This window comes from Sphingobacterium arenae, from assembly GCF_014692505.1.
GTDB lineage: Bacteria > Bacteroidota > Bacteroidia > Sphingobacteriales > Sphingobacteriaceae > Sphingobacterium > Sphingobacterium arenae.
Map to the genome: position 1 here is coordinate 92,967 of NZ_JACNYK010000004.1, position 25,559 is coordinate 118,525.

Sequence of the window (25,559 nt, forward strand, 5' to 3'; positions counted from 1 at the left end):
GATTAATGATGAATAGGAACATTTTATCATCAACAGTTCAGTCTTTTATCCGTCGGCACGCACAGGAAAATGCGAGTAGCATCGCTTTGAAAAAGAGTCCATTTACAGCGGTATCGTCGTCAGAACTTGCGCAGCAAATAAGCGGCCGGCAAAAAGTAAGTATCAAAATACCCACATGGTTGGAACAAGGCAAGCCCCTGTATTTTCCCGAAAAGCTGAATCTGGAGCAATGCTCTTCCGCCAAAACGGGAAAGTTCAAAGCTTCCCTGCTATCACCGAGCCGTAGACTGTTGGACGTGACGGGCGGATTCGGCGTAGACAGCTATTATTTTGCACAACGGGCAAAAGGCGTGATACACTGTGAGATCAACGCCGAATTGTCGCAAATCGTGGCACATAACTTCCAGGAATTAGAGGTAGATAACGTACAATTCCACACCGGCGATGGGCTTACTTTCCTGACATCGTCGAACGAGCGATACGACTACATTTATACCGACCCCTCGCGAAGGGTAAAAAACCAAAAAGTATTCCGACTGGAAGATTGCGAGCCGAATATTCTGGCCTATCAATCGCTATTTTTTGAACATTCGGATATCCTCTTAACCAAATTAGCGCCCCTGCTCGATATTTCGGGAGCGCTAAATGTATTGCCGCAGGTCAAAGATGTGTATGTAATCAGCATAGACAACGACTGTAAGGAATTGCTATTTGTCCAAGAAAAATCGTTTCAAGGTATACCTACCATTCATGCGGTACGTCTATCGACGGATGAACCACAAATCTTTTCCTTTACCTACACACAGGAAAAGGAATCTGTGCCGGTAATGGGCGAACCTAGGAGTTTTTTATACGATCCGGATGTGGCAATAACCAAAGCCGGCGCCTTTAAATCTGTTGCTACCGCTTTCGGCTTACAAAAACTGCATCCGCACAGCCATCTGTATACCAGTGACAATTTTGTGTCGGAATTTCCCGGACGTGTCTTTCAGGTACAACAGGTGATACCGTTTTCCGTCTTTAAAAAGAATGTTGCTATTGCAAAAGCCAATATCATCGCCAAAAACTTTCCGCTGAAAGTGGACGATATTCGAAAGAAGTTTAAAATTAAAGATGGCGGCGAGGCGTATTTGTACTTTACGACGCTATTTGATGATCGGCATGTGGTTTTGTATGGGATAAAACATATGTTGGCTTAGGCTGAATTGTTTTTTATGATGCATGTGCTAATCCCTGAAGATCAAAAAATATAACAATGTACAATCTCCCTTAAACTCGAATTCTGCTTATTACTAACGGAGCTTCAGTAACAACTCTTCAATCTTGAAGAGATTTAAAAAATCCCTATATTTGGCCCCAATCAATCTCAACGCTGCACGCTGCCAATGAAATACTTTTTGTCTTTTATACTGATTGTATCATTTTTCTTTAGCTACTCCCAAGATGACCGAAAACCGGTCGTTTCTTTTGAAGATTCTTATAAACGCGACTATAAAGCCACTAAAATAGCATCTGGCCAACCTAAGATCGACGGCAAACTAGACGAAGGTATCTGGACGGACCAAGGTGAATGGTCCGAGAAATTCGCACAGGTGATTCCTTTTGAAAGGGCCTATACAGGTTCCTGGACTAGGATGAAGATTTTCTACGACGACAAAAATATCTATGTAGGGGTCTATTGTAAGGATATTCATCCTGAAACTATGAATGCCTTTATCGGAAATAGAGATGATAACAGTAATGGTGACCTGATTTCAATTGCTTTCGACCCTTATCATGATTATAGGGCGGCCGTGGAGTTTAACATCAACTTGGGTGGAAATAAAACAGACTTGACTGTAACCGATAAGTTATCGGTAAACCTGAGCTGGAATGCAGTCTGGGAAGGAAAAACCCATCAGGACGTAGCTGATTCCAGTTGGACAGCCGAACTGCGAATCCCTTTCAACCAGATCAGATATACCCAAAAGAACGACGACGGAATCTGGGGCCTACATGTGCGAAGGATTATCCGTAAAAACAACGAGGTGCAGAACTGGAGTATGATTCCGATCAAAAATAATGGTCATGTGTTTTCCTTTGGGACTATGCACGGCATGCAGGATCTTCCAAAACCCAAAGGAATCGAGTTTCTGCCCTATGTAATGACTAAACTGATCAGAGAACCCAAAATAAACAATAGCGCCTATCAGGACGGTAGCCGATGGAAACCTAATGCTGGCCTGGATGCCAAATTCGCTATCTCAGATTATACCTTGGACCTTTCCATCAATCCTGATTATGGTCAGGTAGAACTGGATCCTTCGGTAATGAACCTAACGGCCTATGAGGTTTTCTATGAAGAGAAAAGGCCTTTCTTTCTTGAAGGCAAGCATATTTTGGAATTTGACAACAACGAGGGTGGGATGATGTTTTATTCCCGCAGGATTGGATCTAGACCTCGCTATCAGGTGCCAAATGTAGATAATCAGCATATTTTTGCCAGTACAACGGACTTCGTTCCTATTCTTGGTGCCATGAAACTGACCGGGACAAATAGAAAAGGCTTGACAATTGGTATTCTTGAAAGTATCACAGCCCAAACTTCCCAAAAAGTCTCCAACTTGGGATCTGGCGAAGAAAAAATCCAAACCGAACCCCTGACAAACTACACCGTAGCACGTGTGCAGAAGAATTGGAACGGTAATACGCTACTGGGCGGTATGATTACTTCTGTGAACCGGAAAATAAACGAAACCCATCTACAGAACTTTCTCGTTAAGGATGCATTCTCTACAGGGATAGATTTTACCCAATACTTCTCCAATAGATTGTATTATGTAGAGACCAAAGCCATGTACAGTACGCTATCAGGTACTTCTGAGGCCATTATGGCGATCAAAAACAATGCAACGCATTTCTACCAAAGAAAATCGGCTGTTGGGTACCTGAATATGAATCCAGAGGAAACCTCGCTAAGCGGAACCGGGGGTTACATCAAAGCCGGCAAAAAAGGAAATGCCCAATGGACATACGCGGAAACATTCAGCTGGTCATCACCGGGATTTGACCTGAATGAGGTCGGTTACCTCAAACAGACCGATTATAAACTCAACGAAACAGAATTCGCCTTCCGTAAAACGGATCCTTGGGGACCATTTAGGGCTGCCGGTATTACCCTTACCCAGCGAAACGTCTGGAACTATGGTGGGAAATCAATGGATAACAACCTGGGTGTTAGATTCCGTAGCTTGACTATAAAAAGGCGTATCGAAATGGATCTGAAAGAGGCTTTCAGCTGGAATACGATCGATAGTCGTATGTTACGTGGCGGCTATGATCTGCGTTATAACCCACACTTTACCCATACCTTCTCCATGAACTCAGATCGTGCAAAGAGAGTCTACCTAAAAATCGACTATGATGGCAAGCACTTCCTGGATGGAGAAACAAGGTACAATGAAATCAGACCTTCCCTGACCTTTAGGATAGGTAATCATCTCCACCTCGTAACCCAGTTCAATTACGCTTGGAACAAAGATAACCTGCAATATGTAGCAACCGTTATTGATCCGGACCAAAACGCCGAGGCCGAATCCTATATCATGGCAAGAATGCGCCAAGAAACTTATGGTTTTACCTTTAGGCTTCAGGGCAATATCACCCCAGACCTATCCATCCAATACTACGGCTCACCGTTTACATCGGTAGCCCAATACGATCGCTTTAAATTCGCCACAAACACTTTAGCAAGTAAATATGCAGACCGTTTCCAAGAATTTACATCGGAGGAAATCAGCGCTTCAGATGGTCTATACAATATATCAAACCCCAAAGCTTCGGGTAGCTTCACTGACCCGAACTTCAGCTTTAATGAGTTCAGGTCCAATCTTGTCGCACGCTGGGAATACAAACCCGGATCAACACTCTATCTAGTTTGGGAACACAACCGTTCGGGCAGAATGCCAGTCTATCAACCCGGCTGGGGTTCAAATATCGACCAGATATGGGGAATTGCCCCAACGAATACATTTATGCTGAAGGCGAATTATTGGCTGGGCTGGTAGGAACAACAGGGAAGAGAGAATGGAAGTGTCGATACATAAAAAAGCCGCAGTTTGTTTAAGAACCGCGGCTTTTTGATTTGTTTACTTACTTAAATTTATGATGCTTGATTTGCACGGATAATATTCAATGCTCCACCAGCTTTAAACCATTCGATCTGCTGTGCATTGTAGGTATGGTTAACCAAAATACTATCTTGTGTACCATCGGCATGATGCAAGACAATAGTCAATGGTTTTCCTGGAGCAAACTCCGTTAAACCAATAATATCGACTGTATCGTCTTCTTTAATTTTATCGTAATCGTCCTTATTATCGAACGTTAAACCCAACATGCCTTGTTTCTTCAAGTTGGTTTCGTGAATACGGGCGAAAGATTTAACCAACACCGCGCGAACGCCGAGGTGACGAGGCTCCATGGCTGCATGTTCACGGGAAGATCCCTCACCGTAATTTTCATCGCCCACCACGATAGAGCCGATACCTGCTGCTTTGTAAGCGCGTTGTGTAGCTGGTACCGCCGCATATTCGCCGGTCAATTGATTTTTGACAAAGTCGGTTTTATCGTTAAAGAAGTTGACGGCACCAATAAGCATATTATTAGAAATATTATCCAAATGACCTCTATATTTCAACCAAGGACCAGCCATGGAAATATGGTCTGTTGTACACTTACCTTTCGCTTTTATGAGCAGCTTCAATCCTTTAAGATCGGTACCTTCCCATGCAGGGAATGGTTCTAATAATTGAAGACGATCAGAGGTAGGCGATACTTCTACAGTTACTGCAGAACCATCTGCTGCTGGCGCTTGGTATCCTGGATCTTCCACATCAAAACCTTTTGATGGCAATTCATCACCTGTTGGTGGATCCAATTTCACCTGCTCACCATTCTTGTTAATCAGGGTGTCGGTAACCGGATTAAACCCTAAATTACCCGAAATAGCTATTGCTGCCACCATTTCTGGAGAAGTTACAAAGGCGTATGTGTTCGGGTTACCGTCTGCACGTTTCGCAAAGTTTCTGTTAAACGAGTGAACGATGGTGTTTTTCTCTTGTTTATCTGCTCCTGCACGATCCCACATACCAATACATGGGCCGCATGCGTTGGTAAAGATAGTCGCATTCAAATCTTCGAAAGTTTTAACATACCCGTCACGATCAGCCGTATAACGTACGAGTTCCGAGCCTGGATTAATTCCAAACTCCGCTTTTGTCACCAGACCTTTGTCGATCGCTTGTTTAGCGATAGATGCCGCGCGGGACAAATCTTCATAAGATGAGTTTGTACATGAACCGATCAAGCCCCACTCTACTTTTAATGGCCAGCCGTTCTTTTCAGCTTCTTCGCGCATACGCGAAACCGGCGTATATAAATCGGGGGTGAATGGACCATTTAAAGAGGGTTCCAATTCAGACAGGTTGATTTCAATTAATTGATCAAAATATTGCTCCGGGTTAGCATACACTTCGGGATCCGCTGTCAGATGTTGTTTAACAACATTTGCTGCATCCGCCACTTCGGCACGGTCTGTCGCTCGTAAATAACGCTCCATGGATTCATCGTATCCGAACGTCGACGTTGTTGCACCAATTTCCGCTCCCATGTTACAGATTGTACCTTTACCTGTACATGACAACGATTCTGCTCCTTCACCAAAATATTCGACAATAGCACCGGTACCACCTTTTACGGTTAAGATACCCGCTACTTTCAAGATCACATCTTTTGGTGCGGTCCATCCGGATAGTTTACCTGTCAACTTAACACCGATCAGCTTCGGAAATTTAAGTTCCCATGGTAAGCCAGCCATGACATCGCATGCATCGGCTCCACCAACACCAATAGCCACCATACCCAAACCTCCGGCATTCACCGTGTGGGAGTCTGTTCCGATCATCATGCCACCTGGGAATGCATAATTTTCTAATACGACCTGGTGAATAATACCGGCGCCCGGTTTCCAAAACCCTATTCCATATTTGTTGGATACAGAAGATAAGAAATTAAATACTTCTGAACTTTCGTTTTTTGCACGTGTTAAATCTTGCTCCGCGCCATCCCTTGCTTGGATCAAGTGGTCACAGTGAACAGTGGAAGGTACAGCAACCTTAGGACGGCCAGCTTGCATAAATTGCAATAAAGCCATTTGCGCTGTCGCATCTTGCATGGCAACACGATCCGGAGCGAAGTCTACATAAGAGTTACCGCGCTCATAAGCTTCGGTTGCGTTTCCTGCCCATAAGTGGGCATACAAAATTTTCTCAGAGAGAGTCAAAGGTTTATTAACCACCTGACGCGCTGCAGTAATGCGCTCGTCATATTGGCTATAGACCTTTTTGATCATTTCTATATCAAAAGCCATTTATTTAATTAATTATTTGATGTACTTCATTATAACAAAATCAGTTTCCTGATTTTTCAAACCAGAGCAAAAATACAAAAAAGAATAGGTTTTAAACAGTTTTAGCCCGTTGCAAACCCTAATTTGGAATAAATCCAAACAACTTATATTTGTTTCATTAACGGTGGTGTATTTTTCAACTGTCGGATAGCATCCGTCGGATCCTCCGCAGAAAAAATACTGCTTCCGGCAACCAGGACATCGGCCCCTGCTTCTATGAGTTTTGCGGCATTGCGGATATCGACTCCACCATCAATTTCGATAAGTAAGGAATCATTCACACCGCTCGATAAGGCTCGGAGTTCCTGTATTTTTGCATACGTTTGTTCAATAAATTTTTGCCCTCCAAACCCGGGGTTAACCGACATGATGCACACCAAATCAATATCGGTAAGGACATCTTTCAGTAAACTCACTGGTGTATGTGGATTTAGTGCCACCCCGGCTTTACAGCCTAACTCTTTAATAGCGGCTAATGTACGGTGCAAGTGTGTACACGCTTCGTAGTGTACCGTAATATTGGATGCGCCAGAATCTTTACATATTTTTAGATACCGATCGGGGTCTACGATCATCAAATGCACATCTAATGGTTTGACGGCATGTTTCGCGATAGCCTGCATAACCGGAAAACCAAAAGAAATATTCGGAACGAAGACGCCGTCCATAATATCAACGTGAAACCAATCTGCTTCGCTCTGATTTATGACCTGGATGTCGTCGTAAAGCTTCGCAAAATTAGCCGCTAACACAGATGGGGCTATCAGATGTTTTGTTGTAGGCATGTTGTTACGTGTTTTTTGTAAAGATACGGAAGTTTACGGCTATTGTGTGCGGATAAATGGTACATTTGTTGTAAAATTGTACTGATAGGATAAAATAAAAATAAGCAAGTGGCTAAACTAAAGATCAACTATCTTCGGGACAAGAATCAAAATAATTCCTTCATCGTGAAATTTGCCATGATCACTTTGGCAATCGTGTTGATTTGTATTTTCTTACCGAAACAACCGCGTTTTCGTTACGAATTTGAAAGAGGGAAAGTATGGAACCATGAAAATCTTGTATCTCCATACAATTTTGCCATTTTAAAAACGCAGGAGGAACTAAATAGAGACCGGGAACAGGTGCTGAAAACGGTACAGCCTATCTATAACTTGAATGCGACCGCCAGCAAAGAACAGATTGATCAATTCAATACGGATGTGGCGGAGAAATGGCAGATTGCCAATATGGATTCGCTGTCTATCCAAGATAGGGAAACCTATCAATCCGTGGGAAATGCACTGCTTAATTATGTTTACAATAGGGGCATTATTTCCCTGAATAATCGGTACCAAAACAAAGGGTTAAACGCCGAAGAGGTAGACCAGGCGCAAAGCCAGTACAATTTCACATTGCTGCAGGATAATGTCGCGCAACAAAAAAATACAGCAGATATCTTTACGATTGAGTCGGCCAACCAGTATATGGAAAATAATCTTTCCAGAAATAACAAAATAGATCAGAAAACATGGTTGACCGAGACACTGAAGAATTACGTCACGATTAACTATATCTTTAATGAAAACCTCACCAACAAAGCGGAACAAAACGCTTTGGCCAATATTTCGAGTACACGTGGCATGGTGCAAAAAGGGGAACTTATCGCGGAAAAGGATAAGATTATCAGCAATGAAACCTATCAGAAGTTAGCATCCTTACGTAAAGTTTTTGAAGACGAGGCTCGAATTAGCGGCAACCAGGGGTATGTGATGCTCGGCCATTTTGTGGTCATTTCGATGTGCGTATCCCTCTTGATGGTGTTCCTGTATTTTTTCCGACCGACCATTTTTGACAGCAATAGGTTATTATTTATTATTTTAATCGTCATTATATCTATGCTTGGTGTCCTATCCTGGGCCATCAACATGAAAATCCCTAATATGTATTATATCCCGTATTGTAGTGTCCCTATTATTTTTAGGGTATTATTCGATACCCGTGTGGCCTTGAATATTCACCTCCTTATGGTTTTGCTCGCCGCTCTTTTTGTACCGAATAGCTTTGAGTTTGTATTCTTACAGTTCATGACGGGCATGGTAGCCATTTACAGCATCAGAACATTGGTTAAACGAGAGCAATTTTTGGTTTCCTCACTGATCATATTAGCGACGTATATCATTGCTTACGTTGGTTTAGTGTTAACGCGGAATGGTTCGATAAGCTCTATTTACTGGACAGATATTGTACCTTTTGTTGTTAGTGTCGGGTTAACGCTCCTCGCCTACCCATTGATCTATGCTTTTGAACGTTTATTTGGTATCGTTTCTGACCTGACGCTAATGGAATTAACCAACAGCAACTCCCGTTTGCTGCGGGAACTTTCGCTAAAGGCTCCTGGAACTTTTCAACACTCTTTACAGGTGGCCAACCTTGCGGAAGCGGCGATCTATAAGATTGGTGGAAACCCGCTGTTGATACGTGCAGGGGCACTATACCACGATATCGGAAAAATGTCAAACCCGTTGTTTTTTATCGAAAACCAAAAAACGGATATTAACCCGCATGCCGAGCTTACGCCCGAACAATCGGCACAGATCATCATATCGCATGTACACAAGGGTATGGAGATGGCCAAGAAAAACCAACTTCCTGAGGTAATTATCGATTTTATACGTACGCATCACGGTACCACGAAAGTTGATTATTTCTACAATATGGCGCTCAAGAATAATCCCGATAAATTGGTGGACGAAAGCATTTTCCGGTATCCGGGACCGGTGCCTTTCTCCAAGGAGACGGCGGTACTTATGATCGCGGACTCGGTAGAGGCGGCTTCCAGGGCGCTGAAAGAACCGACAGAAGAATCGATCAATAATCTGGTGGATAAAATTGTAGAGTATAAAATTACGCAGCGTCAATTCATCAATTCGGATATAACGATGCGGGATATCATGGAGGTTTCTGACATTTTTAAGTCGATGTTAAAGAGTATTTATCATGTACGGATAGATTATGATGTCGACAAGAAAACGGCTCTTTCGACAGGCAATATAAAAAACTAAATTGAGTGTCAGATGTTTATTCGTTTTTAGGAAAAAAACGGTTTTAAAGCTTTGCAGATTGAAATATTTGCTTTATGTTTGCACTACTTAAATAAAGGAGAGGTGCCTGAGAGGCCGAAAGGAACAGTTTGCTAAACTGTCGTACTGGAAACGGTACCGCGGGTTCGAATCCCGCTCTCTCCGCAGAGCTTCTATCGAAAGGTTGAAGCTTTTTTTATTTCTGAGTTTCTTAGACACTGCTTGCTGAGGGATGAGAACACGCAGGGTTCGATTCGAAGAAGGTTTAAGGTTGAGTTTGGGGTAATGGGACTAAACCAATCCCGCTCTCTCCGCAGAGCTTCTATCGAAAGGTTGAAGCTTTTTTTATTTCTGAGTTTCTTAGACACTGCTTGCTGAGGGATGAGAACACGCAGGGTTCGATTCGAAGAAGGTTCAGGCTTTTTTGTATTTTATATACCTGATGATCACCATAGACACCAAACACACTTTTCCTATTAAGGATGTACTATTTACCTTTGCATTGGCATCGGAAGCATCTACTATATTCACGGAATATAACCATTTAATCTGCGGAATCGGCAAAGTTAATGCCGCGTATAATCTGTTAAAAGCAATACAAACGGAGAAACCTAAATTAATTGTAAACCTCGGTTCTGCTGGAAGCAACTACTACAAGAAAGGTGAAATAGTTTGTTGTACCCAATTCATTCAACGGGATATGGATGTGAGGGGCTTGGGATATGAGCAATACGAAACGCCGCTATCGGGGTTGCCCACCGCGCTGGAATACGGTTTGCAAATGACGGGATTACCGAAAGCAGTTTGCGGAACAGGCGATAGTTTTGAAATGGCACAATCCGCGACCCCATACCACGTTGTGGATATGGAAGCATACGCATTGGCTTTGGTGGCCATGAAAGAAAACATTCCTTTCCTCAGTCTTAAATACATCTCGGATGGTGCCGACGGTGATGCGGCAGAAGATTGGGAACTGCAGGTTCATAAAACCGCCGCTGCATTTGGCAAGTTATTGAAACTCCATACCGAAAATTTAACAACACTATAATCTACGATAGACGAAATGAACAAGGACTTGATTTTAAGGGAAAAATTGGCTTTGCAACGCACTATTTTAGCGAACCAATCTACTTTATTGGCTTTTATACGTACATCTATGTATTTTTTGGTGGCCGGTATAAGCATCAATAATCTCACGACAGTAGAATACGGCGGAACGATTGAAATGATATTCATCGGTATTTCGGTCATGTTGATTGCTATCGGTGTATTCAACTATGTTGTCCACAAAAAGAAAATCGTTGAAAGTAATCATCATATCGGTGATTATAAAATAGAATACCTCGACAAAAAACAATAATTTGTCTAATCTTCTCGCACCGTTAACTCCAAGACCTCTCCAGGTAAACCATCGAAATCCGCAAATTCTTTAGAAACGAAACCGTTATTGATGAGGATTTTTCGAGATGGAATATTCTTCGGGTCTATAATCGCAAACAGCTTGGTAATAAAATCATGCGTTCTTGCTGTTTCAATCAGTTGATGAGCAACATCACTGGCTATTCCTTTTCCCCAATAATCGGGTAACAGCATATACCCCAATTCCGCTTTGTCGCTATGGCGAGTCTCTATCTCCAATTTCCCCACCCCTATGAAATTACCGGATGCATTCTCTACAATTTTAAAATGCCCAAAGTCAGGGTGGAGCTGGTTTTCCCACATCCGTTTCTCAAAATCCGATTTAGCCTCATCTAGTAAAATGGCGCGCTCCGTAATCATCGCCATCACCGCTTCATTATTAACCAATTCAAAATATAAAGGAAAATCCGCTGGAATAAGTTTCGTTAGCCGAAATTTGATTGCCATTTTTTATTTTTTTTATTGCTACTATGATGTATACCACTGAAAATATTAATGCCTTATGGCAGTATCTTGTATTTATGGGGAGCAAGATATAAAAAATTCGCTGTTTTGACCTTTTTTAGCTAGATTTAAACGCTAAACCGAATGGTGTATGAAGAGAATACTTTCAATAGACGGCGGCGGCATCCGAGGTATTATTCCAGGGATGTTTTTGGTAGCGCTGGAGGAAAAAATCCAACAGGCTACAAATAATCCGGATGCACACTTAACCGACTATTTTGATTTTTTTGCGGGTACAAGTACGGGTGGAATTCTTTTATCCATCTTATTATGCCCAGATGATAGCGATCCGAAAAAACAAAAGTACACGGCAAAAGATGCATTGGATATCTATCTGGATCACGGCACAGAAATATTTTCTGCGTCCACTTGGCGTCGTTTCCTGAGCAAATTCGGTTTATTAAGTGAGCTTTACGATGAAACTATTTTGGAAAATGTACTGAAGAGCTATTTTGGAGATAAGAAACTTAGTGAGCTTCTCAAGCCTTGTATTGTTACGGCATATAACATCGAATTACGTAAAAACCACCTTTTCCGACAGCAGAAGGCCATATCGCATGGCGACTCGCGCGACTTTTATATACGGGATGTCTGTCGGGCAACATCTGCTGCACCTACCTATTTTGCGGTGGCAGAGATATTCTCGCTTGCGAAGACGCGCTACCCTTTAGTAGACGGTGGTGTTTTCGCACACAACCCTTCGTTATCTGCTCTTCTGGAAGTCATTAAAAGCTACAATACGTACAAAATACACGATATCTGGATCCTTTCTCTAGGAACCGGATTGTCTAAGATATCGTATAATTATGAAGATTTTAAGAAGAAATGGGCTATTTCCATCGGGCCCGCACTCGTCGATATTATGAGCAGTAGTTCTGCAGAGAGCACAGATTATTACCTCAAGCAATTATTCCGATCGGTTAATAAATCGGCAAATTATATACGTGTTGAACCCAGTAACCTCTCTTCTATCAATCCCTCTATGGATTCGGCTTCGCCGTCTAACATTCAAAAACTCATTTCTTTAGGAGATAAGTTAATCAGCGAGCATGAAGAATTAATGAATCAAATAGTCGCTGAAATTATACAGGACAAAAAAAGTAATTCGGAGCGATCGGTGTGGAATTTTTTAAAAAATTAAAATAAGTATGGCGCTAAATTACATTTGGGTCTCGTTTTTCTTGATAACATTTATAGTCGCTATTATTAAACTTATTGGTGGCGACACAGAAGTTTTTCAAAATATTGTCAATTCCCTTTTTGAAAGTGCGGCTAATGGTGCGACGATATCTCTCGGTTTGATTGGCATGATGACTTTTGCACTGGGGATTATGAAAATTGGCGAAAAGGGGGGCATGATTGCTATTTTTGCTAAAGTGGTGGGTCCATTTTTTAACCGGCTTTTTCCAGAAATCCCCAAAAACCACCCTGCATTGGGTTCAGTGCTCATGAACTTTTCTGCGAATGCGTTAGGATTGGATAATGCGGCGACTCCCCTGGGCTTAAAGGCTATGAAGGAGCTACAAGAGCTTAACCCGCAGAAAGATACGGCAAGCAATGCGCAAATTATGTTTATCGTGCTAAACGCTTCCAGCTTAACATTACTGCCTATTTCTATTATGGCTTATCGACAAGAAGCTGGGGCGGCGCAACCTTCTGATGTGTTTTTACCTATCCTTATCGCCACATTCTTTTCTACACTCGCGGCGCTGATTTTGGTTGCTATTTACCAAAAGATCAATCTTTTTCATAAGACAATCATCCTTTATTTAGGTGGATTACTTGCCTTGGTGGGGGGTGCGTTATACTATTTCAGCACACTGGCACCGGCAGAAATTGATGTGATATCTCGCGTATTTGGTAACCTCGTCTTATTTGGTCTCTTTGTTTCCTTTATTGCACTTGCTCTATTTAAACGTGTCAATGTTTATGATGCCTTTATCGAAGGTGCAAAAGAGGGATTCGATGTCGCGGTAAAAATTATCCCCTATCTGGTCGCTATTTTGGTGGGCATCGCGGTGTTCCGCGCTTCTGGAACCATGGATTATTTGGTGGAGGGCATCGCTTCGCTCATTGCATATGTGGGAATGGACACGTCGTTTGTCGAAGCGTTACCGGTCGCATTCATGAAACCATTGAGTGGTTCGGGTGCCCGCGGACTAATGGTAGAACTCATGGCTACGAATGGTGCAGACGATTTTGCAGCGCGTGTAGCCTGTGTAATCCAAGGTTCAACGGAGACTACATTTTATGTGTTAGCGGTTTATTTTGGATCGGTAGCCATCAAAAATACGCGGCATGCATTGCCATGTGCCCTTATAGCCGAGCTTGTTGGCGTTATTGCCGCCATTATAGTGGCCTATATTTTCTTTGGATAGTGCGATATTATTTCCTATCTTAAAGTGCTGTATCTAACAAGAAACATAATCCGATATAAAAAAATTCAATGAAAAAAACAATTGCACTAATTGCACACGATGGAAAGAAAGCGGACATGGTAGCCTTCGTTAAGGATCATATCGAATTCCTGCAAAATGCCCATATTATCGCGACCGGCACCACCGGATCCTATATAGAAAAAACGGGGCTGGAAGTAGAGCTTAAACTGAGCGGGCCGAAAGGAGGTGACGCGCAGATTGCGGCACTAACGGCGGAGGGAAAGGTAGACGGCATCATATTTTTCCGGGATCCGCTAGGTAAACATGTACATGAGCCTGATATACAAATGCTGATGCGGATCTCGGATTTATATAATGTACCATTAGCTACCAACCCTGCGACTGGGAGTTTGATTATTGAAGGGTTGTTTACCTAAAACGGAAATGATATGACAAAAAGTGTAATTACGAGAATTGGCAAAGATCCATACAGGACAGAAATCCATATTCAACCACATGTACTTCTCGCTGATGAACCCAAAGAGATAGGTGGTCAAGACCTTGGACCGGCTCCGGGCGAATTGCTTTTGTCATCTTTAGGAGCTTGTAAAGCAATTACAATGCGTATGTATGCTGATCGGAAACAATGGGATTTAGAGGCTGTGGAAATTTCGTTATCCATCAGTAAACAACGGGGTGAATTACAGGAAACCAACTTTATCAAATGCCATATTCGCTTAGATGGCAATTTAGACGAAACGCAGAGACAACGTTTGTTAAAAATCGGCAACAAATGCCCCATACATAAAATTTTAAGCAACCCTATTGTCATAGAAAGCAACTTGATATAAAATGAATTACGGATAAATATTTTTTAAAATGTATGCGTGAATACGGCGCATTTTTTCTTATGTTTGCCGACATTCAAATTTTAATATATGTCTTCAACTAACAACAGCGAGGTTGATACACCATTTCAGCTATTTGACAGAGCGGAATGGAAAAGTTTAAATGGTCATTTTTCCCATCATCTAGCACCGGATGATATAAAAAATCTGCGTGCGTTAAATGAACCGCTCAATGTTACTGAAATCGAAGAAATATATTTTCCCTTAGCACATCTCTTGGGAATTTTGATTAAACGCACGAAAGATCAGCATGCGGCGGTAAATAATTTTCTAAACAAGAGTACCAATAGTCTTCCGTTTATCATCGGTATAGCGGGATCTGTTGCCGCGGGAAAGAGTACAACCGCCCGGGTTCTCCAAAAAGTGCTTTCCATGCTTCCAAATAAACCCCAAGTGGAGTTGGTGACAACAGATGGTTTTTTATATCCGAACGAAGTTTTAGCGGACCGAAATATACGTAAGGGCTTTCCGGAAAGTTATGATACGAAGCTGTTGCTGAATTTTCTTTCCGCTATGAAATCGGGCGTGGCGCAATTTGAAGTACCGGTTTACTCCCATTTAGAGTATGACATTATCCCCCACGAAAGTCAAATTATCAATCAACCAGATATTCTTATTGTCGAGGGAATTAATGTGTTGCAGGTAAACTCGTCTATGGGTAGCAGTGTATTCGTTTCGGATTATTTTGATTACGCGATTTATGTAGATGCGGATGAAAAGGATTTGATACATTGGTATATCAACAGATTCGAGTCTTTACGCGCTACGTCATTCCAGAATCCAGCGTCTTATTTTCATCGCTATGCCAACCTTGGTAAGGAAGAGAGTATAGATATGGCCACAACTATTTGGAATACCATCAACCGTCCAAATCTACATGAGAATATATTACCAACTCGTTTTCGCGCAGATTTAATTCTAAAAAAAGGATCCCACCACTTTGTAAAGCAAATTAAAGTACGCAAAATATAAGTTAGGCATCGACTTCAAAATTTTGCTTGAACTTTAGTATTTCTCTGAAGACTTCGTTTTCAACTTGCTTATGCACTTTACTGCTGCTGCTGGTTGCATGCAGCTCGATCTTATATTTTATGTGGTCTTTTCCAATCTTGATGATTTTCAGATCCAATTCATCTTCATTTGTTAAATAAGGATGGTTCACTAAAAGCGCTCTAATGTTTTCTTCTAGCTTCTTCACTTCAACGCCTATTTCTAGTGGCAGGTCAAACTTGACCAGAAAAAAAGTCGATCGATGTGATGAAAGGTTTACCATGGGGGAAGTGAACACCATATTGTTTGGTACCATAACCATATCATCGTCTTCATTTTGTATAACCAGGCTAGAGAAGTTGATATCGATGATACGTCCTTTGTGTTCGCCTATCCTCACGCGATCTCCGACCGATAGTTGATCGGAAAACATAATAAACAGGCCCGAAAGAAGATTGGTGATGTATTCTCTGAAGGTCACCGCCACAGCCATAGCCACGATGGTCATACTCGTTACAAATTCCCGAGGGTCTATTCCTAGTGCTATCATGATGCAGATAACTGCCATTGTGGTATTTAAAACGACGGTAAGCCGGTTAATGCCGAGCACGAAGTTTCCACGGACGATACGTTTTTCATGTCGTTTGTTGTAAATGGTAATGATCATGTACCGGCCAATCGAAAATATAATACTGGCGGATAGAAACAAGTTGATTCCGTTGGACAGGCGATCTAACCAAGGATGTTGCTTATAAAAAGCATCAAAATACCAAAATGAGGTATATAGCAAAATCCACGACGCTAGCTTGATTATAAACTGCAACGGATTGGTATCTTTCTTTTCTTCTCCCATAATAATAAAACGTCCTAAATTATCATTTTTCTACTGATATTACAATAATATTTTGGCAGGGCAAGGCGTGTTCGGATTGGTCTCTAAGTAGAGCTTTTTTCGTTCTTTTTTCTGAAAAAGCATAAAATAAGCTAACTTAGCGAGCTAAAATGCGCTAGACACATATAATTATGCAAACAACATTTGATTTTGAAAAGCCTATTGCAGACTTGCAAACCCAAATAGAAAAGGTCTTACAGGTGCAGGAAAAGACCAAAGTAGACATGAGTGCTACGGTTAATGAGCTAGCGGAAAAGCTTGAACAAACCAAACAGGATATTTATTCAAATTTGACTGGTTGGCAAAAAGTTCAAATGTCTCGCCATCCAGACCGTCCGCAGACATTTGATTATATCTCCATGATTTGTGATGAATTTATTGAGCTACACGGCGACCGCACAGTGAGGGATGACAAAGCTATTATCGGCGGATTTGCTTCTATCGGTGGGCACTCGGTGATGGTAATTGGTCACCAGAAAGGAAAAAACACAAAAGAGCGTCAGTATCGAAATTTTGGGATGGCCAATCCAGAGGGATATCGGAAAGCCTTGCGACTGATGAAAATGGCAGAAAAGTTCAATAAGCCAGTCGTTACGTTGATCGATACGATGGGGGCTTACCCTGGTTTAGAAGCAGAGGAACGCGGACAGGGAGAAGCGATTGCGCGCAATCTTTTAGAAATGTCGGTACTTAAAGTGCCGGTGATCTGTATCGTTATCGGAGAGGGCGCTTCGGGTGGTGCTTTGGGAATCGGTGTAGGAGATCGGGTATATATGATGCAAAACACCTGGTACTCGGTTATCTCCCCGGAGTCTTGTTCTTCTATTCTTTACAGAAGTTGGGATCAGAAGGAAAAAGCGGCAGAATCGCTAAAGCTTACCGCAGAGGACATGTTGAAAAATGGATTAATTGATGGTATTATTGGTGAACCCATTGGCGGTGCCCATCAAGATCCCGCGGTAGCCGCAGAGAACCTAAAGGAAAAGATTTTGAACGACCTTACTAACCTCACAAAAAAAGATGCGGAAAGCCTTGTTGCGGAACGTATTGATAAGTTTAGTAAAATGGGCGTCGTAATGGAATAAAAAGATTAATACCGAAACGGATAATCCCTTATAAATTCAAACTTATAATCCGTTGTGGTTTGAATCGTATCGATCAATGAGGACAGCAATTGTTGTCCTTTTTTGGTCTGAAACATATCATCGTGCATCAATAATACGACATTATTGGGCTCCATCGACGACTTGTTAGCCATATAGTTACGAATCCGGGTATATATCTCGTTAACGGATTGTATTGGTTTACCGGACGCTGCATATATTCTCCATTCCACATCCCAACCATATATTTTATAGCCGTTTGTATAGAGCATGTCGGCTGTGCTTGCTCCACTTTTCAGGTCGATTCGTCTGACGTCATCGTAAATCCAAATATTACGCCCCGGTAAACGCGCTATTTTATGCTTCAGCTCCAGGTCCAGTTCATTTTTCTCAAAGTCTTCATACGCACTGACTGGGTTACTATAAAACATAGTGAATCTATTTTTCCCATGTGTATAGCTATGATTATAACATTCTACCAAGGGGTTATCTTTATAGCGTTGAAGATCTCTTTTCAGACGCTTCGACATATTCGCATGTCTCCCCACTAGAAAAGCGTTGATCTTGATATTCCTTGCTTTCGAAATGGAATCAATTGCGGAGCTCCCAATCAAAGGTCCATCATCAAAGGTGAAATAAACATGTTTTGGAAGCTTATCTAATTCTTGTCGTACAGAATCCCGCACCCGACGACGCTCTGCTTTTTCATATCTCGCTAAGGAATCTCTACTAATTGGATTTAACGTATCTAGCTGGATGTGAACAGGGGTTCGCCAGCGTTTTGTTAAATATCCCTTTTGATGTTTTACGGTATCTTTGGATTCGATATCCGATAATCCCACGATGCTATCGACTTCTGTCGTGTCTGGATGTAAACTTGCAGCACTTGTATTGATATTTCCTTGACAACTCACAAAAGAGATGGTTGTAACCAAGACAGCACCCAGATTAAAAATGGGCCTTATCGCTTTCCACATACGTTATTTCAATTATCAATTCCTCTACTAAATAGGGTTCTCCGCGGTGGCGGAGAACTTTTCTAAATTTGACTCAAACTTAAAAAATCTAATTGACAAAAATTGAATAGGATGAAAAGAACGTACAAAATACCGGATTTTAGCTACTATTAAAACTTATCCCTGCTAACGATGTTTTCTTCCCTTTTTATGGTATTTGCTATTTCTTTTCTTGTCGTATCTTTTGTAATGCTTTTTATGGTATTTTTTTTCATATCGATCGTACCCTCGTGCGTGTCGATAATCCCGTAAAACGGGTTGTGAACGGTGGTTCGCATAATGCACGTATTTTCTTTTGATTTTCCGATGGTCGTTCCAGGGACGGTCGTGATTAATTACGACCTTATACGTCCTGTATACGTCAACATGACGGTATCGACCAGGAAGTGAGGCGCGCGTTACCCACCGGTTACCTTGATAATAGGTATATCGACGGTGTGATACATCGTAGTAGGCATCAATTTCCGGAAGGTAATAGTAACGGACATAATCATACCCTACCGGACCCCATAACGGCTGGGTGCCAATATTGATGCTCACATTAACCTGTGCTTCCGCTGATTTCGTGAAGCTACACAATCCGAATAAACAAGCTGCATAAATAAACTTTTTCATGTCTCCTCCCCTTTTCAATTTATATCATTTGGATGTCATTATTACTATGACAGCATAACAATAGGGAAAGATTAAATCCTAAGTTGTTAAATAATGTAAAATAGGTTGGACGACTCAAAAATCAGTTGATTTCGTTATCTTTGTACAATTTAAAAAAATTGAGATTTTCATGGCTTTACAATGTGGTATAGTAGGTTTACCAAATGTGGGTAAATCAACATTATTCAACTGTCTGTCCAATGCAAAAGCACAGGCAGCAAATTTTCCTTTTTGCACAATAGAACCTAACGTCGGTGTGATTACAGTCCCTGACGATAGAATAAATAAATTGGCAGAAATTGTCAAGCCACAGCGTATCGTTCCCAACACCATCGAAATTGTCGATATAGCAGGGTTAGTAAAAGGTGCCTCCAAAGGAGAGGGATTGGGAAATCAATTTTTAGGGAACATTCGCACGACAGATGCGATTATTCACGTTTTGCGTTGCTTTGATGATGGTAATGTGATTCACGTAGATGGCTCTGTAGATCCTATTCGTGATAAAGAAATTATCGACACCGAGCTGCAATTGAAGGATTTGGATACGGTTGTGAAACGTATTCAGAAAGTGGAGAAGATGGCAAAAACAGGTGGTGATAAAGATGCCAAGAGAACGTTTGAAATCTTATCTGTTGTTAAGGAGCACTTGGAAAGTGGTAAATCTGCTCGGACAGCTCCTATCCAACCGGAAGATTTCGATTTTATCAGTGACCTTGCCTTACTGACGATAAAACCGGTTTTATATGTATGTAATGTGGACGAGGCATCGGTTACAAAAGGAAATGCCTATGTAGATCGTGTAAAAGAAGCAGTAAAGGATGAGAATGCGGAAGTACTTGTTATCTCGGCCCAAATTGAATCGGAAATTGCCCAGCTCGAATCTTATGAAGAGCGTAAAATGTTCTTGGATGATTTGGGATTAGATGAGTCGGGTGTATATAAGTTAATTCGGGCAGCTTATTCGCTTTTGAACCTGGCTACGTATTTTACGGCCGGTGTACAAGAAGTACGTGCATGGACAATCGAAAATGGTTTTACAGCACCCCAGGCGGCAGGTGTGATCCATACAGACTTTGAAAAAGGCTTTATCCGGGCCGAGGTCATTAAATATAATGATTTCATCAAATACGGCTCAGAAAATGCGGTTAAAGAGGCCGGTAAACTGAGCGTAGAGGGAAAGACATACATCGTTGAAGACGGTGATATCATGCACTTTCGGTTTAATGTGTAAAAATACAATCAAATAATAAAACAAACGCCCGGCTATTGTTGGGCGTTTTTTATAAAAACACGATGGAATTCGTAACGTTGAGCATTCTAACCATAATTTTTATTGCAACATTAGTTCGTTCTACTTTTGGATTCGGTGAATCTTTAATCGCTGTTCCATTGCTTCTTTTCTTTATTCCTATAGATGTGGCCGTCCCTCTTTCTGTTTTGATTTCGATTGTTATTGCTGGTATCGTTGTCGTACAGGATCGAAAAGAAATACATTTTAATAGTGCAAAATGGCTTATTCTATTTGCTTTTCTAGGTATTCCAATTGGATTATTTCTTTTAGTCTACGGTAACGAAAAATTCGTGAAATCGGTGTTGGGAGGGTTCATTATTTTATACGCAATATATAGTCTGTTCTCGACGAATAGTTTTAAACTCCAATCGGACAACAAAATTTGGCTTTTTATCTGCGGTTTTCTTTCGGGTATCTTCGGCGGCGCTTATGGTATAAATGGCCCTCCTCTTGTGATATATGGTAATATGCGCAGATGGTCTCCAAAACATTTCCGGGCCACCTTACAGGCTTACTTTCTTCCCGCGAGTATTATAGGGTTAATCGGATACTGGTATAAAGGTTTGTGGACGCCTGTCGTAACGGAATACTTTTTACTATCCATCCCGGTGGTAATTCCGGCTATTTTTTTGGGAAGGTATCTAAACCACCAATTAAAGGGGGATACTTTTTTGAAGTATGTTTATATAGGGTTGGCTTTGATCGGTATTTTATTACTCCTTTAGTAAACAAATTATTCTATTTTTTTTATCTTCGAGTATGAAATTTGGACAAGTAAGCAATCCGGAAGAAATTGATTTTTCGCTTCCACCGACGCCATCGGAGACATTTCAGTTGCTAGAAGCACACAAACAAAAGGAACCACTACAAATCGCTGTAGGTTGTGCAAAATGGAATAAGGCGGATTTAAAAGGCTTCTACCCTCGCGGTACGAAGGACGAACTGGTGTATTACGCTCAACAGTTTAATTCCATTGAGTTAAACGCTACCTTCTATAATTCGCCTTCGAAAGAGCAAGTAAAAACCTGGAAAGATAAAACGCCCGAGGGTTTTAAATTCTTTCCTAAAATACCGCAATCGGTCAGTCATTATTCCAGGCTCCTCAACACCGATGAAAAAATTAAAGATTTTGTGGATGCCACCGTGTTATTCGAAGAAAAACTTGGAATGGCATTCCTACAGCTGCACGATAATTACAAACCAAAGGATTTTGACCGTTTAGAAAAATTTCTACATCGTTTTCCGAAAGGTTATCCGCTGGCTGTAGAGGTCCGTAATCAAGAGTGGTTCTCGGGCAAAGACAGCAGCGAGAAGCTATACAGATTATTGGAAGATACCCACACGACTAATGTACTGGTTGATACTGCGGGGCGTCGTGATATGGTTCACATGCGGCTAACGACTCCAACAGCGTTTATACGCTATGTGGGTGCTAATCATCCTTCGGACTACGATCGGCTGGTGGAATGGGTAAAGGTGATTAAGAAGTGGAAAGAGGCTGGTTTGCAACAATTGTATTTCTTTATCCATCAAAACATAGAATTGGAATCACCGCTATTGGCGGCGCATTTTATCGAACACCTTAACAAGGAAATAGGCTCGAACCTCCGCATACCAAACAAGGAGAATACGTTATTTTAAGACTCTCTATGGGTGGCGGACACCTCGGTTGGCTTATCTAATACGGATAAGGGGATGTTTCTCATTTTCGTTTTTATAAGCTTATCCACGTTATACATGAGCAATATGGATACCAATGATATGGCAACAACCGCGTAACCAACGATATCGTAATGTTCCAGCGGGCTGAATTTATTTTCCTGGTAGACAATAAGCCCGGCAATTGTTGCTGCAATTCCTCCAGCTATTTGTTGTAAAGAGGCGTTGATACTCATAAACGCTCCACGATCTTGCATATCTGGAACGGCGGATATAAGGGCAGACGACGGAACCATTCGGCTCATAATCCCCATCATCATACAGATATTGACGACCAATACCCAGATAAAGGGAGTTGTAGAGAGATTGGTATAGATAACGCAAATGACCATCAGCCAAATCGTTGCCCCGGCAAACAGTTTATATTTATTCACTCTATCACTCATTTTACCGATAAATGGCATAATAAGAAGTGAACTTATACCCGATGCCATAAATAGAAAGGGTAATTGTTCATTGCTTATTCCCAGATTATTGACCGCAAATACGGTTCCGTAAGGCATCATCATAAAACCACCAACAGACAATACAGCCGTGGCGAAAAAGCCGACACGATACGGTCTCTTCTTCAACGTTTGTACTAAATGACTAATGGCCTTTTTCTGTACGTCCATTCCTAAATGAGCATCCACTGGCTTTAAGCGCAAAGCGATAAGAACTGCTATGAGCACTGCTAACGCCGCTATAAATAAGAAAGGAGCTTCCCAACCCATTTTATTCGCAATGTAAAGTCCGATAGGAATGCCTAAAACCTGACTGGCACCAAACCCCATCTGAACAAATCCCATTACCCGACCTCTCTTTTCCAAAGCAAATAGATCCGTGATAATCGCCATGGAGATAGAACCGATAACACCACCGAACAACCCGGTTATAATTCTCGCTGCAACAAGCGCGTAAAATGTATGCGCAAGCCCGCAAAAAATGGTACCGATTATAAAGCCGGTATAAAAAAACAATAAGAGTTTTTTTCGATCATACTTGTCTGCAAAACCAGCCGTTAAAAGTCCCGAAAGACCAGCACTAAAAGCGTAGGCGGATACTACCATACCGAAAGATGAAGCATGCATATCCATCGATTTAATAAGCAGGTCGCCCAAAGGTGACATTACCATAAAATCCAGAATAACGGTAAACTGACTAATGGCTAAGATGAAGATTACAAATTTTTCATATCCTGTAAAAGGAAGGTTTGTTTTTGTCTGCATAAATTTATGAGATCTTATTTTGCCAGACAAAGATAGCTTTTTGTATTACAATCGAAACAAAATATAAATAACCGTCGTGTAGTTACAAATCATTTATTTTTTTAATACGTGCTGTGCTAATCGTCCTTTTCCAATTCTTCAAACATCTGGCGGTCTTCCGCAGCACCTGTTGTATCGCCTAGTCGGTCTTTCATATCCGCACGATAAGCATATAAATCAGAGTAATAAGGGTTTAATGCTATTGCCTTTGAGTAATCCTGCAGGGCAGCTTCCCAGTTTCCCATTTTCTCAAAAAGGTCGGCACGTAATGCGTACACGTAAAAATCTTTGGGAAGCAAGCTTACCAATTTATTGAAATCGAACAACGCCTCTTTATAGAACTTTAAATCAACTAAAAAGCCTCCTCGTTCTTCGTAAATAATGCCGGCTTCTGGTTGAATCGCTATGGCTTTATCAAAATCTTCTTTGGCTTTTCCGGGTTCCTGGATAGCTTTGAATAATTTAGCCCGAAACAGATGTGCTTGAAAATGTGTAGGATTCATGGTTATAGCCTGGTTCAAATCAGACAGTGCTTTGTCGTATCGAAGTAGGCGTATATGTAACGCGCTCTGGTATACGAGCACATCCGCATCGTCCGGATGGTTTTGCTGGACGAATGCATACCATTTTAACGCCCGCTCATAATCAAATTGTTGCGTAGCTTCCAAAGCATCACTCAATAGCTGCTTCAATTCCGTATCTGGAGATAAAGGCACCTGTTCTGCTGGTCTGTTTTCTACCCATTCTAAAAAGGCTTGATAATTAAAATCTAAGTTTTTGGCTACTTGATAGTCGTAGAAAGCGCCTTCTTCGTCGCCCAAAACCATATTTAAAATTGATCGGCAAGCATAGAAAAAGGGTTGATCAGGAAATCGTTGAATGGCTTCGGTATATTGCTCCAAAGCTACTTCCGTCCGGCCATTCCGAAAGGAGGAATAAGCCTCTTGAGCGCTGGCTAATGCTGGATCATCGATCGTTGTGTCTATGGGATCTAGAAAGGGTAAAGGAAAAAGCTGGGCACTCGCCAGAAGAAAGTATCTGTTGTTTGTTAAAGACATAATCAAAAATAGTAATTACCAGAATCTTTTCACAATGCGAAGCTTATGGGTATACCGGTTTTGGTCCTTGTTATAGATACCTTCTAGATCCATCTTGTCTATCCGCACATTTGCAGATGCATGAAAAATCGTTTCGGTATCCATCATAACGCCCACGTGGGTAATCCGTCCTTCATCATTATCAAAGAAAGCAAGATCTCCAGGTTTAATTTCAGATAGGAAATCGACGACTTTTCCTTGTTCAGCTTGTTGATATGCATCACGTGGCAACTGTAATCCAAAATGGTTATATATCGTTTGGCTGAGTCCTGAACAATCTATTCCTACCTGCGTACGTCCGCCCCAAAGATACGGACTGTTATGATAATAGTCTATCAGTTGCGGGAATTCCGATTCAAAGTCTGCCACATTGGGTTGTCGCAAATTTCCTTCAATCCGATATGGAAAATCGGAATATTGTTGTTGTAAAAGTTGGTTAGGAATTTTAGTCCCGGGAATTAAATCGACTTTCCGATCGTATGAGAAAGCCGTTCCGCCTGTCATGTCTACTACGAAATGATGATCTTCCGAAATATTCTTCCACTGATTTTCGGATAGCGATATAAATTGTCCGCGTTGTAACCATCCTTCATAATTCGTATCGAACAAACGAACGTGAACCCAATCTTTTTCTTCTAAAAGTATTTCAAATTTCTCCGCAAAAAGTACTTGATTCACCATTTCGCTACGGTGTGTATGGGTAGCCCTTAACGGGATTACGGATAAATTACAGATACCTATGTTCATATGAGTTGATTTTTATAAAACAAATAATACAATAACGCTGTTTTATAGGTACGAATATATCACTTTTTATAGAGCTACAAA

The 25,559-nt window shown here is 41.4% G+C and carries 23 protein-coding genes and 1 tRNA gene; 15 read left to right on the forward strand and 9 right to left on the reverse strand.

Annotation, left to right across the window (positions count from 1 at the left end; translation table 11 throughout):
- Positions 1–5: 5 nt before the first annotated feature.
- Both H8B17_RS14620 and H8B17_RS14625 read left to right on the forward strand, forming a co-directional pair.
- Positions 6–1,199, forward strand: a complete 1,194-nt coding sequence (locus tag H8B17_RS14620; protein ID WP_223816593.1) for a class I SAM-dependent methyltransferase — start codon at positions 6–8, stop codon at positions 1,197–1,199.
- A gap of 186 nt (positions 1,200–1,385) precedes the next feature.
- Positions 1,386–4,046, forward strand: a complete 2,661-nt coding sequence (locus H8B17_RS14625; protein ID WP_190309972.1) for a DUF5916 domain-containing protein — start codon at positions 1,386–1,388, stop codon at positions 4,044–4,046.
- 95 nt (positions 4,047–4,141) lie between these two features.
- Here the strand turns inward: H8B17_RS14625 and H8B17_RS14630 are convergent, their stop codons facing one another.
- Both H8B17_RS14630 and rpe read right to left on the reverse strand, forming a co-directional pair.
- A complete protein-coding gene (locus H8B17_RS14630) occupies positions 4,142–6,409 on the reverse strand; it encodes an aconitate hydratase (protein WP_190309973.1) in 2,268 nt (755 codons plus the stop codon).
- 143 nt (positions 6,410–6,552) lie between these two features.
- A complete protein-coding gene (rpe, locus tag H8B17_RS14635) occupies positions 6,553–7,233 on the reverse strand; it encodes a ribulose-phosphate 3-epimerase (RefSeq protein WP_190309974.1) in 681 nt (226 codons plus the stop codon).
- Between the two features lie 108 nt (positions 7,234–7,341).
- Here rpe and H8B17_RS14640 point away from each other — a divergent pair, with 108 nt between their 5' ends.
- The 4 genes from H8B17_RS14640 to H8B17_RS14655 all read left to right on the forward strand — a co-directional run bounded on the left by H8B17_RS14640 (position 7,342) and on the right by H8B17_RS14655 (position 10,873).
- Positions 7,342–9,495 carry an HD family phosphohydrolase gene (locus tag H8B17_RS14640; protein ID WP_190309975.1) on the forward strand — a complete coding sequence of 718 codons (2,154 nt, stop codon included), beginning with the start codon at positions 7,342–7,344 and terminating at the stop codon, positions 9,493–9,495.
- A 96-nt stretch (positions 9,496–9,591) separates the two neighbouring features.
- Positions 9,592–9,678: transfer RNA gene (locus tag H8B17_RS14645), tRNA-Ser, on the forward strand.
- Between the two features lie 277 nt (positions 9,679–9,955).
- A complete protein-coding gene (locus tag H8B17_RS14650) occupies positions 9,956–10,561 on the forward strand; it encodes a 5'-methylthioadenosine/S-adenosylhomocysteine nucleosidase family protein (RefSeq protein WP_190309976.1) in 606 nt (201 codons plus the stop codon).
- Between the two features lie 15 nt (positions 10,562–10,576).
- On the forward strand, positions 10,577–10,873 hold the full coding sequence (locus H8B17_RS14655; protein WP_190309977.1) for a DUF202 domain-containing protein: 297 nt from the start codon (positions 10,577–10,579) through the stop codon (positions 10,871–10,873).
- Between the two features lie 5 nt (positions 10,874–10,878).
- Here the strand turns inward: H8B17_RS14655 and H8B17_RS14660 are convergent, their stop codons facing one another.
- Positions 10,879–11,379, reverse strand: coding sequence for a GNAT family N-acetyltransferase (locus H8B17_RS14660; RefSeq protein WP_190309978.1), 501 nt, complete (start codon positions 11,377–11,379; stop codon positions 10,879–10,881).
- Between the two features lie 148 nt (positions 11,380–11,527).
- Here H8B17_RS14660 and H8B17_RS14665 point away from each other — a divergent pair, with 148 nt between their 5' ends.
- The 5 genes from H8B17_RS14665 (at position 11,528) to coaA (ending at position 15,694) form a co-directional block, all read left to right on the forward strand.
- The gene (locus tag H8B17_RS14665; RefSeq protein WP_190309979.1) at positions 11,528–12,577 is read left to right on the forward strand and encodes a patatin-like phospholipase family protein; all 1,050 of its coding nucleotides are present in this window, start codon (positions 11,528–11,530) and stop codon (positions 12,575–12,577) included.
- A gap of 7 nt (positions 12,578–12,584) precedes the next feature.
- Entirely contained in the window at positions 12,585–13,814 is a 1,230-nt protein-coding gene (locus tag H8B17_RS14670; protein WP_190309980.1) for a nucleoside recognition domain-containing protein, read from the forward strand.
- A gap of 68 nt (positions 13,815–13,882) precedes the next feature.
- Positions 13,883–14,251 (forward strand): methylglyoxal synthase, encoded by a 369-nt coding sequence (locus tag H8B17_RS14675; RefSeq protein ID WP_190309981.1) that lies wholly within the window; start codon positions 13,883–13,885, stop codon positions 14,249–14,251.
- 12 nt (positions 14,252–14,263) lie between these two features.
- Positions 14,264–14,665: an OsmC family protein gene (locus tag H8B17_RS14680; RefSeq protein WP_190309982.1), complete on the forward strand. Its 402-nt coding sequence runs from the start codon at positions 14,264–14,266 to the stop codon at positions 14,663–14,665.
- A gap of 87 nt (positions 14,666–14,752) precedes the next feature.
- Positions 14,753–15,694 (forward strand): type I pantothenate kinase, encoded by a 942-nt coding sequence (coaA, locus tag H8B17_RS14685; protein WP_190309983.1) that lies wholly within the window; start codon positions 14,753–14,755, stop codon positions 15,692–15,694.
- Between the two features lies 1 nt (position 15,695).
- Here coaA and H8B17_RS14690 read toward each other — a convergent pair whose 3' ends face one another.
- Positions 15,696–16,565 (reverse strand): mechanosensitive ion channel family protein, encoded by an 870-nt coding sequence (locus tag H8B17_RS14690; protein WP_190309984.1) that lies wholly within the window; start codon positions 16,563–16,565, stop codon positions 15,696–15,698.
- Positions 16,566–16,735: 170 nt separating this feature from the next.
- Between H8B17_RS14690 and H8B17_RS14695 the strand changes: the two genes are divergently transcribed.
- Positions 16,736–17,689 (forward strand): acetyl-CoA carboxylase carboxyltransferase subunit alpha, encoded by a 954-nt coding sequence (locus tag H8B17_RS14695; RefSeq protein ID WP_190309985.1) that lies wholly within the window; start codon positions 16,736–16,738, stop codon positions 17,687–17,689.
- A 5-nt stretch (positions 17,690–17,694) separates the two neighbouring features.
- On the opposite strand, the gene H8B17_RS14700 is transcribed toward H8B17_RS14695, so the two are convergent.
- Positions 17,695–18,684 (reverse strand): polysaccharide deacetylase family protein, encoded by a 990-nt coding sequence (locus tag H8B17_RS14700; protein WP_190309986.1) that lies wholly within the window; start codon positions 18,682–18,684, stop codon positions 17,695–17,697.
- A gap of 165 nt (positions 18,685–18,849) precedes the next feature.
- The gene (locus tag H8B17_RS14705) at positions 18,850–19,338 is read right to left on the reverse strand and encodes a hypothetical protein (protein WP_190309987.1); all 489 of its coding nucleotides are present in this window, start codon (positions 19,336–19,338) and stop codon (positions 18,850–18,852) included.
- A 169-nt stretch (positions 19,339–19,507) separates the two neighbouring features.
- Here H8B17_RS14705 and ychF point away from each other — a divergent pair, with 169 nt between their 5' ends.
- The 3 genes from ychF (at position 19,508) to H8B17_RS14720 (ending at position 22,309) form a co-directional block, all read left to right on the forward strand.
- Positions 19,508–20,608, forward strand: coding sequence for a redox-regulated ATPase YchF (ychF, locus tag H8B17_RS14710; protein ID WP_190309988.1), 1,101 nt, complete (start codon positions 19,508–19,510; stop codon positions 20,606–20,608).
- 62 nt (positions 20,609–20,670) lie between these two features.
- Entirely contained in the window at positions 20,671–21,393 is a 723-nt protein-coding gene (locus H8B17_RS14715) for a sulfite exporter TauE/SafE family protein (RefSeq protein WP_190309989.1), read from the forward strand.
- A 34-nt stretch (positions 21,394–21,427) separates the two neighbouring features.
- Entirely contained in the window at positions 21,428–22,309 is an 882-nt protein-coding gene (locus H8B17_RS14720) for a DUF72 domain-containing protein (RefSeq protein ID WP_190309990.1), read from the forward strand.
- Here the strand turns inward: H8B17_RS14720 and H8B17_RS14725 are convergent.
- The 3 genes from H8B17_RS14725 to H8B17_RS14735 all read right to left on the reverse strand — a co-directional run bounded on the left by H8B17_RS14725 (position 22,306) and on the right by H8B17_RS14735 (position 25,478).
- On the reverse strand, positions 22,306–23,595 hold the full coding sequence (locus H8B17_RS14725) for an MFS transporter (protein ID WP_190309991.1): 1,290 nt from the start codon (positions 23,593–23,595) through the stop codon (positions 22,306–22,308). The two genes, H8B17_RS14720 and H8B17_RS14725, sit on opposite strands and share 4 nt — an antisense overlap.
- A 116-nt stretch (positions 23,596–23,711) precedes the next feature.
- Positions 23,712–24,692: a tetratricopeptide repeat protein gene (locus H8B17_RS14730; RefSeq protein WP_190309992.1), complete on the reverse strand. Its 981-nt coding sequence runs from the start codon at positions 24,690–24,692 to the stop codon at positions 23,712–23,714.
- A 15-nt stretch (positions 24,693–24,707) separates the two neighbouring features.
- Positions 24,708–25,478, reverse strand: coding sequence for a C40 family peptidase (locus H8B17_RS14735; protein ID WP_190309993.1), 771 nt, complete (start codon positions 25,476–25,478; stop codon positions 24,708–24,710).
- Positions 25,479–25,559 lie beyond the last annotated feature (81 nt).